The organism is Vibrio sp. J1-1 (genome assembly GCF_021728395.1).
Lineage (GTDB): Bacteria > Pseudomonadota > Gammaproteobacteria > Enterobacterales > Vibrionaceae > Vibrio.
Genome location: NZ_JAKKCM010000001.1, coordinates 1 through 12,419 on the forward strand (window position 1 = coordinate 1; position 12,419 = coordinate 12,419).

The window sequence follows — 12,419 nt, forward strand, 5'->3', positions numbered from 1 at the left end:
ACTCTCTTCCAGAAAGTCGGCAAAACAGTTTTGGATAGACATAAAAAAATCGGAAACCTATAAACAGATTTCCGATTGTCTCTCATCAGAAGGATCGGTCAACCGATCCTTATCTGATCTACATTGCATCCTACGATGAGGCTTTTTTTCATACTAAATTAGCTTGTAAAAGGTTCAATTTTTTCAATCACGTAAGCTAACGAGAAACCTCGTTACACTCGCATAAGTTGTAACAAAACCAGCCCCAGAACAAACAGAGAATGTCTTGGGAACTTAAACCAGTTCTTTGATAATTTTCTCTAGTTTATCCAAGCCTTCACTTAGTACTTCAGATTCAATCGTCAGCGCTGGAAGCAGACGAATTACGTTCGCTTTTACACCACAAGAAAGCAATATCACACCATTCTCTTGTGCCTTACTAATGATCGCCTTGGTAAGGTCTTGTAGTGGCTGACCAGACTCAGGGTCCGTAAACTCTATTGCCATCATAGCGCCAATCGTACGTACCTGCCCGATTTGTGGAACCGTCTCTTGCAGCTTCGTCATACGTGCATTGACAACTTCACCAATACCGATCGCTTTTGCACACAGCTGCTCTTCTTCAATGATCTTTAACACTTCCAAGCCTGCAACACAGCCCATCGGAGAGCCTGCATAGGTGCCACCAAGACCACCTGCCGGTGCTGAGTCCATTACTTCAGCTTTGCCAACTACGGCTGAAATCGGGAAGCCACCAGCAATGCCTTTTGCCATAGTCACCATGTCTGGTTCGATACCCAAGTACTCAGTTGCAAACATTTTACCAGTACGTGCAAAGCCCGCTTGGATTTCATCAGCAATCAACATGATTCCATATTTATCGCAGATATCACGTAAGCCTTGTGCGAAGGCAACAGGTGCTTGATAAAATCCGCCTTCACCTTGTACTGGTTCGAAAATGATCGCCGCAACACGTGTTGCTTCGATATCACAAGCGAATAAGTCCTCAAGTGCTTGTAAACTCTGTTCTACAGACACACCATGGAACTCGTTCGGGTACGGAGCATGGAAGACTTCGCCAGGGAACGGACCAAAACTCGCTTTGTACGGCGCAACTTTCCCCGTCAGAGCCATAGTTAGGTTAGTACGACCATGGAAAGCGCCTTTAAATGCAATCACGCCGCTGCGACCAGTGTGTGCACGAGCGACTTTAACTGCATTTTCCACTGCTTCTGCGCCTGTAGTCAGGAAAATCGCTTTCTTTTCTGAGTCACCTGGTGCGATTTGAGTTAACTTCTCTGCCAACTCAACAAACGATTCATAAGGTGTCACCAAAGCGCAGGTATGAGAAAAATTGTCCAACTGTGCTTTTACAGCCTCAGTAATACGCTTATTGGCGTGACCAGTATTGTTTACCGCAATACCCGCAGCAAAATCGATATATCTATTGCCTTCCACATCCCAAACTAAGGCATTTTCTGCCTTGGCAACATACAGTGGGTAAAGTGCTCCCATACCGTTAGAAAATACCTGATTTCTTCTCTCGTGTAGTTGTTGGTTAGTCATTTTTGTATTCCTTGAGTTGTACATATACCTCCGCCAGGAATTACTCCCTTTGGCGACTTTAGTTTCTCTTTATTGTTGTATGCGTTAGCTAAACGCGAAGAATCGTTAGATGGGTTCGCCTTTCACCACAAACACTGAGCAGTGAGAATGGCGAACTATCTTTGCTGCATTAGAACCTAAGCAATATGAGCGAAAATTGGGATTTGCAGATGCCATAACGATGGCATCTACTTGGGCGTATTTTGCTTGTAGCAGCACTTCATCAAACACCACACCATTTCGAACAACTGCTTTACCACGATGTTGTTTTGGTACATAGGTTTCCAGCATCATCTGCACACAATCAAAGGCACTTTGATGTTGAGCTGAAAAAGCACTACCAAATGAAGTCGGTACCATACTGTGATGCACCCGTGCCTCATCGACATACAGCATGTCTATGACGCCTTGTTCGTCTATTAGCTTAAGCGCCATATTGACCTCTTTTTTCACTACATCGGGATATGAAAGGTCAACTGGCATTAGAATTCGCTTGAGGCTCATATTAATTTACTCCCATCACTGTGTTTGGTAACCACATCACCACTTCAGGGAACATCATGCACAGGATCAGCACGCACAGCTTTAGAGCGATAAACGGAAGAATCGAGCGATAGATGTCCATCATACTGACGCCAGGCGGTGAAATTCCTTTTAGATAAAACAGCGCGAAACCATAGGGGGGTGTTTGCACTGCAATTTCGATATTTAGGATCATCAAAATACCGAACCAAATTGGGTCATAACCGAGAGACACAACAATAGGTGTAAACAACGGAGCGCACATCAAAACGATGATCAATTCATCAATAATGAAACCAAGCAGTAACATGATTACTTGCATTAAGAGAATCACACCCCAAGGCGGTAAACCAAGATCCTCCGTGATTTGCGCCACCATATTTTGCACGCCACTTAACATATGGAAGTTACTAAATAGCGACGCGCCTAAAATGATCCACATCGACACGCTGACCAGCATGGCGGTTTCAAACCCTGATGATTTGAACATTTCGAAACGGAAACGTTTAAAGATAATAGCCAGTATGATCGCACCTACAACCCCGATAGCACCCGACTCTGTTGGCGTCGCAATACCAGTAATGATGCTGCCCAATACCGCCACGATAAGTAATAGAGAAAAAAGACCATCACGTGCAGTCGTGAACTTCTCTTTACCCGTCATTTTGCTTTCACTGCCCGTGCCTAGTGGCGCTTTTTTCGGATTAAGCTTGCAGCTAATAATCACGTAAGCCATTAGCAAAACGATAGAGATAAGAGCCGGAATGAGCGCCGCTAAGAACATACGACCGACCGAGTTTTGTGTCGTCGCCGCATACATAATCATTGGTATACTTGGTGGGATCAAAATACCCAAACCACCGCCAGCCATAATCACACCAAGAGCCAGCCTTTTATCGTAACCACGCTCTAACATTGGCTTGAGCGCAATGCTACCCGACGTCATGATCCCAGCCCCGATAATACCGACCATAGCGCCAATCATGGAACACACACCGATCACACTGACCGCGAGTGAACCACGAACGCGCCCTATGACCATCTGACTTGCGTTAAACATCGCATCGCCAATTCCGGATCGAGTCAGCAATTGACCCATATAGATATACAGAGGAATCGCCAGCAGAATAAAGCTAAAAAAGTTACTCTCAATGGTTGTTGGAACCAAGTTGAAGATCCCTTCACCCCAAGTAAGGTACCCTATTCCCATTGCGATACCACCCAGAGCAAGGCCAACTGGCGCACCTAATGCAAAGGTGAACAGAATACAACCAACCAGTAACAGCGTAAGAACTTCAATACTCATACGCCCTCCGCTGAGTCTACCAATGTCTCTGTTTGTTCATGCTCTTCAGGAGCTTGTTCAATAAGTGCTTTGCCTGTTACCAAATAGTAAAGGTCTTGAATAATATCGCTGATAAACTGGACGATAAACGCACCACAAGCGACGATCATCATTACCCAGAAATGTGCCATCGAAGGCGCCCACTCAGACTGGCGGCGATAATTAAACTCGATAGCTTCTTCAAATTTACTCAATGCCATCATTAAAACCACACAGAGAAAGAAAATGGCCAATGAGTAAGACGCAAGATTAAATAGTGAACGAACACGCTTAGATACCGACAGGTACAACACGTCCACATTAATATGGGCTTTATTTTGTTGAGCCAGTGCCCCACCCAACGCCGCTATATACCCGAATAAGAAAAGAGAAACGTCATACGCCCAAATAGTTGGACTGCCGAGCACATAACGAGAAAAGACTTCAAAGGCAACGGTAGCAGCAAGAATAGGCATTAAGAAGGATGCAGAAAGACCAAGCCAATAAATTATCTGATTAATACCGCGACAGTAGATTTTTAATACCCTAATCAACATAGACATCACCTATAACAACATGAAAGAGATAGAGGGGAATGCAACTCCCCCTGAAGTGCAGATTCAACCGGAGGGGCTGCCCCCAGTTAAATCATCTAAAGCGTGTTATTGGGTGTCTTGAGCGATCTTAATTAGGCGCTGGCTGTATTTATCAGAGTCTGCATATTCTTTCCAAAGAGAGCCCGCACTTTCATTCCATTTCGTTTTATCCTGCTCACTTGGCTCTGGACTCCACTTCATGCCTTTCGCTTCCATTTCAGCAATGGCTTGTGATTCCCATAGACGAGACTTAGTCATCTGCTCGCGAGCATGAACGGCACTCGCTGCTCGAACGATCGCTTTCAGGTCGTCAGATAGTTTGTTCCATGCACTCTTGTTAACGACAATCGGTAAAGTTTGCGCGCCCGCAATTGGTAGGCGGTACATGTATTTAGCGACTTCAACGTGGTTACCGTCACGGTGGTCAATAATATTACTGCCGATCGAACCATCAATAACGCCCGTTGCTAAACTGGTATAAATTTCGCTGTAAGAGAGTGACGCAGGAGATGCACCCAAGTTGCGTAAGAATTTGCCGTATGCACCAGGAGCACGAATCTTCAGACCTTCGAAATCTTCAATAGAATTGATTGGTTCTTTCGTTAGTACATAGACTGGTAGCTGAATGTAAGGTTCAAGCCAAACTAAGTTTTGCTTGTCGTAAGCCTCTTCTAGTACTTCTCCCCAACCTTTTTCGTGAAACAATGCGCTTAGCTCACCGACATCATCCGTCATACCTGGTAAACCAACTTCCACAACCCCCGCTGGGAACTCACCTGCATGCATTGGCTGGAAAGGAGCGCCCATTGTTATCAAGCCTGATTTTACTGAGCCAAGAACACCCGTTTGCCCTACACCTTCACCTGAGTACATAACTTGAACAGAAATACGACCGTTTGACATCGCTTCAATGTTATCAGCAAAGTCTTTGTACACTTCACCGTATGCCGTACCACGTGGGTATAGGTTTACAAAACGCCAATTATGTTCAGCGGCAAACGCTTGAGGAACCGTGAATAAAGTGCTTGAAATTGCAAGAGAACAAGCAGCAACAATCTTTGCCAGACTTCCTTTGTTCAGCTTTCCTAAGTTTTTAAACATAAACTTTCTCCTTGGATTATTTTGTTTGCTCTGACTCAGCCAGAAGCAATGCGAAGTGACTCGTCACTCCTTGTTACAGTCACGTTAAGCATTGTTACGTTTTAATCACATTCGTTAAATTCATATTTTTTCACCTAAAGTTTTACAGCCATCAAACCAATGAGATGGGATAACGACATCACGGCGAATTACCTGTTTTTAAAACAAAAAAAAAAGCAGCACTAGAAGTGCTGCAAAAATATTTTCATCAAAGATAAGGGAAAAGAACTGCTTAGGGTAAATCAGTAAAAATAAAGACAGAGTCTCTCACATTGAGTGAAGTACAGATTAAATTCCGTGACATAGGTATTTGATTTCTAGGTAGTCTTCGATGCCGTATTTGGAGCCTTCACGCCCACACCCCGACTCCTTCACACCTCCGAATGGTGCAACTTCCGTCGAAATAATACCTTCGTTGATGCCCAGAATCCCATACTCAAGCGCTTCACTCATGCGCCATACTCGGCTGTGATCTCGTGTATAGAAATAAGCCGCTAAGCCATAAGGCGTATCGTTGGCACGTCGAATAACATCCTGCTCGTCATTAAATCGGAAGATGGTTGAAATCGGACCAAACAACTCCTGATGAGCAATATCCATCGCTTCAGTAACATTGGTTAGAATGGTTGGTTGATAAAACTGCTGACCATGATCCAGCCCCTGGCCGCCTAACGCTAACGTCGCGCCTTGTTCTATTGCTGTTTCTACCAAACTAGATACTTTTTCAAACGCTTTTTTATTGATCAGCGGACCAATATCGGTACCTTCAACCAAACCATCTCCAATCGAGAGCGTCTTCACCGCTGAAGTGAATTTATCCATGAACTCATCGTACACGGCATCGTGAATGTAGAAACGGTTGGTACAGACACAGGTTTGCCCTGCGTTACGGTATTTGGATATCACCGCACCCAAAACCGCTTTATCAATATCGGCATCATCAAAAACAATGAATGGCGCGTTGCCACCGAGCTCTAAAGAAACTTTCTTTACTGTATCAGCGGCTTGGCGAAGGATCAGTTTTCCAACAGGCGTAGAGCCTGTGAAAGAGATTTTGCTTACTAGAGGGTGGCAACACAGTACATCGCCGACTTCAGCAGGACGAGAAGTGGTCACAACATTGACCACCCCCTTTGGTATACCAGCTTGCTCGGCAAGTTTTGCCATCGCCAACGCACACAGTGGTGTATCTTCACCGGGCTTAATCACCACAGTACAACCCGCGGCCAAAGCTGGGCCAACTTTACGAGTGATCATCGCGACTGGAAAGTTCCATGGCGTAATAGCAGTCACCACACCAATGGGCTGCTTAATAGTCATATAACGGTTGTTCGGGTTGCCTGACGGAATGACATCGCCGTACATTCTCTTAGCTTCTTCGGCAAACCATTCAATAAACGATGCGCCATAAAGGACTTCGCCATAAGCCTCTTTGTATGGCTTACCTTGCTCTGTAGTGAGTATCTTAGCGAGTTGCTCTGCGTTTTCGATAATTAAATCGAACCACTTTTTAAGTAATCCAGCTCGGTGTTTCGCTGTGGTCGTACGCCATTCTTTAAATGCTGAATGAGCGGCCATGATAGCGGCTTCCGATTCTTCCTTTCCCATATCAGGGACGGAGGTAATTACTACTCCCGAGGCTGGGTTTATTACATCAACTTGCTTACCATCGTGCGCTTCAACCCACTCCCCATTTATAAAACCATGGGATAAGACCAAATCTGTCATTAGTTCTATTCCTACTGTTATAAACTTTAACACTGTCAAAGATTTAAAAAACCATATCGCGCAAAATAGCGATGGAACTTAACCTAATGATAACAATGTATTGAGGCATATAAATATTCCTCGATAAACATAAAGTTTTACGGGCATAAAACAATGACAAGAAACGCCGTACCTATTGGTCACATTGGTGACTACGAAATAAAACAACTGAAAATTTTTAAAGTCGTCGCTGATTGCGGTGGTTTTTCCGCAGCTGAAACCGAGCTAAATGTAAGTCGATCCACCATCAGTATTCACATATCCAATCTTGAATCACGATTAAACCTTGTCCTATGTCGTCGTGGACGTTCCGGGTTTGCTTTAACGGAAGAAGGCGCTGTGGTCTATGAAGCAACAGTAAAATTACTTGGGGAGCTTGAAGACTTTCGCAACACCATTAACCACCTAGACATTCAACCGTCTGGCAGCTTAGAAGTGCTTTTTAGCGATAACATAAGCTTGGATAATAGGGCGAAGATGCCTGAAGTGATCCGTAACTTCTCCAGCATCGCCAAAGAAGTTTACTTGACGGCCGAAGTAGCTCGTATGACGGAAATAGAACGCAAAGTGATGCAAGAAGAAGCGGATATCGGTTTTATACCTTTTCACCGTGAGCTCGATGGCTTGGAATACGAACATATCTATACCGATATTTGTTATCTTTATGCCAGTAAAGATAACCCGCTTGCTAAACTTTCTGAGAACGAACTTTCTGAGGATGTTATCAACGGTTTCCCTGTTGTTTACGCAGGTTTAAAGCCACAAGAGCTGCTACATTCTCCTCTAGGAAAAATGAACTTAAAGGCCACCGCTTATAACTATGAATCTCGGATGGCGTTAATACTCTCTTCCCGGTTTATTGGCTACTTGCCGGAGAACTATGCCAAGCCGTATGTGGATACCGGGCAACTTGTGCCAATTACCCCAGATAAAAGGCATTATTATGTAGAAATAATGGCGATCACCAAAAAGACCAACTCAATCAATAAAGTCCGTTCGTTGTTTATAAAAACCATGCGTGATTTCTACCGCAAGCAAAATGCGTAGACTTACCTGAACTCAGCAATGATGTCTGTCGATGTATATCTACATACACCAAGCCATGCGTGACTGATTTAGTGCATGGCGTTGCCTTGATTCCAAAGTCTGTAAAACAAGCGCGCATTGAACAAAACTTCGACATTTGGGATTTAACACTTTCCCATCTCGATTAATAGTTTCGTTCGTGTGTAACAAAAGGCACTTCAGCGTGGTAGTTGCTGAGCGCCCCATCGAACTAAATTCTCGATATCGGGTAACAAAATACCTTTTTCCTCAATACAGAATAAGAGTTTTGAGAATCGGTCACGCTGAGAACTGTCGACCGTTTGTAACCATTCATCAATACTGCTTTTTACGCTATCCAGATCTGCGCTTGGGCATTCAATGCCAAGCTGGCTAAGATCAGTAATAAAGTCATCCATATCTACAAGATCTACGTGCATCATAACTACTAACTCCTACCAAATAAGAGGGGAATCCTTCCCCCCAACAAGCCTACAATAGACGATTAAAAAATAGGCTGTGATCTATTTCTATGTCACACAGCCAAAAATGTTAGTTGCGTAGCATTTATGCTTTACGATAAAGGTGAATCTCAGTTTGCAACCCTTTGTACAAGCTCCAGCACATCAACACCAATACCAGTGTGAAAGGCAGGCCAGTCGTTATCGCGCCAGCTTGCAATGCTGTCAGGGCTTCAGAACCACCACCAAGTAGCAATGCAATTGCAATAAGGCCTTCGACAATTGCCCAGAAGATACGTTGTCCGACTGGCACATCTTCTTTACCGCCCGCAGTGATACTATCAATCACAAGTGAACCCGAGTCAGAAGACGTTACAAAGAAAACCATGACCAGCAAGATACCAACAACAGATAGCAGCGTAGAAAATGGCAAATTCTCAAACATTTGGAACATCGCCAGAGACACATCGCTGATACCATTTGCTAGCTCACCGACACCTGTCGTAGCCTGTTCTATTGCCGTTCCGCCCATAACACTTAACCAAACCATAGTGACTAAGGTTGGGATAAGTAATACAGCAGTGACGAACTCACGAACCGTACGTCCTTTTGAAACTCGCGCAATAAACATACCTACGAATGGTGACCAAGATACCCACCACGCCCAGTAGAACACAGTCCAACCATGGAACCAGTCTGAATCTTCACGTCCGATCCAATTAGAAAGTGGCACAAAGTTATCAACATAGCCCAGCGTGATATCGCCAAATGTATGCAAAATAGATAGCGTCGGTCCAATAACAACAAGTAACGCAACTAAACCTGCCGCGATTAGCATATTGATGTTACTTAATATTTTCACACCGCCATCCAGTCCTCGTGCCACTGAGATGACAGCAATACCGGTAACCACAACCACAAATGCTATTTGAGTTGAAATACCGCTTGAGACACCAAACAGATGGCTAAGACCACCAGCGGCTTGTTGAGCGCCGAAGCCAAGAGAAGTTGCAAGACCAAAGATGGTTGCCAAAACGGCGAGAATATCGATGAAGTTACCAATTGGACCCCAGCAACGCTCACCTAAAATTGGGAAAAATGCAGAACGGATAGTAAGTGGCAAGCCTTTATTATGTGCAAAAAAAGCCAAAGCCAGGCCAACTACGGCATAGATCGCCCAAGGGTGTAAACCCCAGTGGTAAATCGTCGCACTTAGCGCCATTTGTTTTGCTTCTTCGGTATTGGCTGCCACGTTAAGTGGTGTTCCGTACCAGTCGGTGTAATACGCGACAGGTTCAGCAACGCTCCAGAACATCAGCCCTATCCCCATACCCGCAGCAAATAACATGCTAAACCAAGATACCGTAGAGAATTCCGGTGTTGCGTTTACGCCTCCCAAACGAATTTTGCCCATTGGAGAAACAAGTAAAAATAAGCAAAACACTACAAACAAGTTACACCCGACCATGAAGAACCAGTCAAAATTGCTGATAGACCAGCTCCGAACGGCAATAAGCGCGTCTTTTGCTCCTTCAGGAAAAGTTAACGTCAAAATGATGAACAATAAAATTAAGCTAGCGCTGATACCAAACACGGGGTTATGGATATCCATGCCAAAGATTTTGACATTGTCTTGCCCAGCACAATAATCCGTCTCGTATTTAACGGTATGAACGGATTTATATCTTCTTCGACTACTCACTATGCTTTTCATGCGATCCCTCTTTAGTGATTAACATATATTGAACGCTATTCAGTAACTCCTTTCCCTGAATCGTTCTTCGTCGTAAGTCATACCTAGTTGGATAAGTAATTGTTCAAGTACTTATTAACGTTGGTATTAACCACGTAGGTACCGAAATTTTGTTCTAATTATCGGTACCGTTTACGTGGATATATTTTTTAGATGAACCTAATTGGGTTCAATAATTTGAATTCCTAACAAGTCAATTTTTTAGTTATTTATTTACCACCCCTTCTTCAAGCAGTAAGTCATAGACTACCTGAGCCATTTCACTAACGGGCTGGTCTTTAAGGACTTTACCGCCTGTCGATTCTGCTTTTGCTGTCGCCGCCTTAAAACGGTCAGCCGCACTTTTAGCTTTCACGACTTTCAAACGCTTAGCTTTTGGCTTCGCGATACTTGTTTCCCAAGTTAGTCGCTCTTTATCCAGTTTCTTGCCTTCCACTTCTTCCGTGACAATGTCACATCGACGAGCTCGGCCAAATGCACTTTGTCGTGGTTCTTGTGCAGCAAAGTCCACACTAGCGATAAATGGCAGAGATACGTTTAGCGCTCGACGCTGTCCCCTTGGTAGCGCTTGTAATACTCGTGCAGTACCGTTTTCCACCGACAAAATTTCAGCAATGCCCATAACAATTGGACACCCCAACTCTTGGGCAAGAAAGAAAGGTAACGTGCCTGAAGATTCACCATTTTCCGCGCGCATGCCCGTCAACACGATATCGGGCATGTTATGACGAAAGTACGATGACAAGGTCTGAATGGCATCGTCCTGCTCTTCTTGGGCTAAAACACGAATCTGAGACAGCCCCATGCCGCTGTAGTATCCCAGCGCTGGCTCTTTTGGGTCACCAGCATGGAGCACCTCGACTTCGCTATCATCAAGATTCATGGCTAATTCAACTGCGCGAGCATCGGTGGCTGAACGACGCGCACGTCCCGTATCTGGGTGCGCACCGATGGAAACTAACGTACTAACACGTAGTGTGTCGGTTTGATTATGCTGCATCCTTCAGCTCCTTTGATTGATGGTGTTGAATAAGAGAAACCAACTCTCTTAAAAACTCATTACTATCAACAATCACACTCAGATCCGCGCGTTTGACCATGTCACAACCCGCATCTGTGTTTACAGCAATTACTTTTTCACAAGCACCAATACCTTGTAGGTGTTGAATTGCCCCTGAAATACCTACAGCAACATAGACTCGAGCGGTCACCCAGCTACCTGTAGCACCAACCTGACGATCGCGAGGCATAAAGCCATCATCAACGGCTACACGGCTTGCACCTTCTGTAGCACCCAGAACATGCGCAGCTTCGTGGAATTTCTCCCAATCGTGGATACCGTTACCTGCAGACAGAATGAACTCTGCCTCGGTAAGTGGAATTGCCTGAGGATCCACCGCTACCGGACCGAGATCTTCGATACGTGATTCAACGCTATATGTGCCTTCAAATTCAACCGGAAGCACTTCGTGTCGGGTTTCATCAATTGGTAGCGCACACTCTTGAGCCAGCAGAAGCACTCGTGGTGTAACGCGTTTGATGTCGTGTCGAAGACCAGCTGCTCGACATACCGCATGCTCACTATCAACTTGCCACGCTTGCGTTGCAGGACGCTCATTAATCGCCGCTGACAGACGGGTACCAATCTCAAATCCACCCTGGATGCTATCCGGGAATAGCCAGTGCTTCGGTGAATATTGCGCTTCAATACTCGCCAAAACCTCGGCTCGCTGTTCCGGACTGTAGTGATCAAACACTTCATCCGGGATAGCGATTAAGCGGTCTACACCAGCAAGATCAAACTGTTCTTCTTTGTGAGTCCCGAAGACAACGGCCATCACCGCGCCTTCGCCTTCAGACTGTTTCACAAGTTGATGAGCTTGACCTAACACATCTTTGTCATGGCTGCTCAAACGACCACCTGGCATATCTGGCACAACCACAATGTAAAAGTCTGGAGACTCAACCTTGTGCAGTGGCAGTTCAACCGTTGCCTGACTGCCTTGACGAGCACCCATCATCGAGGTTGCAGCATTATTGTTCAGACGGTCGATACGTTTAATGCCATTCGGCCCAATAAAGCCAACACGATGTGGATAACGTCTAGTTAAACCGCTTGGTCCAATTTCTTCAATTGGCTGTACCATCAAACTCTCATGCTGCGGGTGTAGCCTATTGCGTCTAATCCACTCGACACGCGGGTCACGGCGTAAAATAAATTCTCCCAT

11 protein-coding genes are annotated in these 12,419 nt (G+C 44.9%); 1 reads left to right on the forward strand and 10 read right to left on the reverse strand.

Features of this window, described 5'->3' with window-relative positions; all coding sequences use genetic code 11:
* Window positions 1–273: 273 nt before the first annotated feature.
* The 6 genes from gabT to L3V31_RS00030 all read right to left on the reverse strand — a co-directional run bounded on the left by gabT (window position 274) and on the right by L3V31_RS00030 (window position 6,894).
* Window positions 274–1,545, reverse strand: a complete 1,272-nt coding sequence (gene gabT / locus L3V31_RS00005) for a 4-aminobutyrate--2-oxoglutarate transaminase (protein WP_237313557.1) — start codon at window positions 1,543–1,545, stop codon at window positions 274–276.
* A 105-nt stretch (window positions 1,546–1,650) separates the two neighbouring features.
* Entirely contained in the window at window positions 1,651–2,088 is a 438-nt protein-coding gene (locus L3V31_RS00010) for a universal stress protein (RefSeq protein ID WP_237313559.1), read from the reverse strand.
* 1 nt (window position 2,089) lies between these two features.
* Window positions 2,090–3,412 carry a TRAP transporter large permease subunit gene (locus tag L3V31_RS00015; RefSeq protein ID WP_237313561.1) on the reverse strand — a complete coding sequence of 441 codons (1,323 nt, stop codon included), beginning with the start codon at window positions 3,410–3,412 and terminating at the stop codon, window positions 2,090–2,092.
* Window positions 3,409–3,987 (reverse strand): TRAP transporter small permease, encoded by a 579-nt coding sequence (locus L3V31_RS00020; RefSeq protein ID WP_237313564.1) that lies wholly within the window; start codon window positions 3,985–3,987, stop codon window positions 3,409–3,411. Before L3V31_RS00020 ends, L3V31_RS00015 begins: the two co-directional genes overlap by 4 nt.
* A 105-nt stretch (window positions 3,988–4,092) precedes the next feature.
* Window positions 4,093–5,127, reverse strand: a complete 1,035-nt coding sequence (locus L3V31_RS00025) for a TRAP transporter substrate-binding protein (protein WP_237313565.1) — start codon at window positions 5,125–5,127, stop codon at window positions 4,093–4,095.
* A 327-nt stretch (window positions 5,128–5,454) separates the two neighbouring features.
* Window positions 5,455–6,894, reverse strand: coding sequence for an NAD-dependent succinate-semialdehyde dehydrogenase (locus tag L3V31_RS00030; protein WP_237313567.1), 1,440 nt, complete (start codon window positions 6,892–6,894; stop codon window positions 5,455–5,457).
* A gap of 153 nt (window positions 6,895–7,047) precedes the next feature.
* Here L3V31_RS00030 and L3V31_RS00035 point away from each other — a divergent pair, with 153 nt between their 5' ends.
* A complete protein-coding gene (locus tag L3V31_RS00035; protein WP_237313569.1) occupies window positions 7,048–7,980 on the forward strand; it encodes a LysR family transcriptional regulator in 933 nt (310 codons plus the stop codon).
* Window positions 7,981–8,177: 197 nt separating this feature from the next.
* Here L3V31_RS00035 and L3V31_RS00040 read toward each other — a convergent pair whose 3' ends face one another.
* The 4 genes from L3V31_RS00040 to L3V31_RS00055 all read right to left on the reverse strand — a co-directional run bounded on the left by L3V31_RS00040 (window position 8,178) and on the right by L3V31_RS00055 (window position 12,419).
* Window positions 8,178–8,420: a hypothetical protein gene (locus tag L3V31_RS00040; protein WP_237313571.1), complete on the reverse strand. Its 243-nt coding sequence runs from the start codon at window positions 8,418–8,420 to the stop codon at window positions 8,178–8,180.
* 124 nt (window positions 8,421–8,544) lie between these two features.
* Window positions 8,545–10,152, reverse strand: a complete 1,608-nt coding sequence (locus tag L3V31_RS00045; RefSeq protein ID WP_237313573.1) for a BCCT family transporter — start codon at window positions 10,150–10,152, stop codon at window positions 8,545–8,547.
* 244 nt (window positions 10,153–10,396) lie between these two features.
* Window positions 10,397–11,191, reverse strand: coding sequence for an electron transfer flavoprotein subunit beta (locus L3V31_RS00050; protein WP_237313574.1), 795 nt, complete (start codon window positions 11,189–11,191; stop codon window positions 10,397–10,399).
* A complete protein-coding gene (locus tag L3V31_RS00055) occupies window positions 11,181–12,419 on the reverse strand; it encodes an electron transfer flavoprotein subunit alpha/FixB family protein (protein ID WP_237313576.1) in 1,239 nt (412 codons plus the stop codon). The genes L3V31_RS00050 and L3V31_RS00055 overlap by 11 nt, the downstream gene beginning before the upstream one ends.

What these genes read in the sequence shown, in the direction of transcription:
- L3V31_RS00040 (WP_237313571.1), bottom strand. Translation starts at nt 8,420, where the DNA reads ATGATGCACGTAGATCTTGTAGATATGGATGACTTTATTACTGATCTT.
- L3V31_RS00030 (WP_237313567.1), bottom strand. Translation starts at nt 6,894, where the DNA reads ATGACAGATTTGGTCTTATCCCATGGTTTTATAAATGGGGAGTGGGTT.
- L3V31_RS00045 (WP_237313573.1), bottom strand. Translation starts at nt 10,152, where the DNA reads ATGAAAAGCATAGTGAGTAGTCGAAGAAGATATAAATCCGTTCATACC.
- L3V31_RS00050 (WP_237313574.1), bottom strand. Translation starts at nt 11,191, where the DNA reads ATGCAGCATAATCAAACCGACACACTACGTGTTAGTACGTTAGTTTCC.
- L3V31_RS00020 (WP_237313564.1), bottom strand. Translation starts at nt 3,987, where the DNA reads ATGTTGATTAGGGTATTAAAAATCTACTGTCGCGGTATTAATCAGATA.
- L3V31_RS00015 (WP_237313561.1), bottom strand. Translation starts at nt 3,412, where the DNA reads ATGAGTATTGAAGTTCTTACGCTGTTACTGGTTGGTTGTATTCTGTTC.
- L3V31_RS00010 (WP_237313559.1), bottom strand. Translation starts at nt 2,088, where the DNA reads ATGAGCCTCAAGCGAATTCTAATGCCAGTTGACCTTTCATATCCCGAT.
- L3V31_RS00025 (WP_237313565.1), bottom strand. Translation starts at nt 5,127, where the DNA reads ATGTTTAAAAACTTAGGAAAGCTGAACAAAGGAAGTCTGGCAAAGATT.
- L3V31_RS00035 (WP_237313569.1), top strand. Translation starts at nt 7,048, where the DNA reads ATGACAAGAAACGCCGTACCTATTGGTCACATTGGTGACTACGAAATA.
- L3V31_RS00055 (WP_237313576.1), bottom strand. Translation starts at nt 12,419, where the DNA reads ATGGGAGAATTTATTTTACGCCGTGACCCGCGTGTCGAGTGGATTAGA.
- gabT (WP_237313557.1), bottom strand. Translation starts at nt 1,545, where the DNA reads ATGACTAACCAACAACTACACGAGAGAAGAAATCAGGTATTTTCTAAC.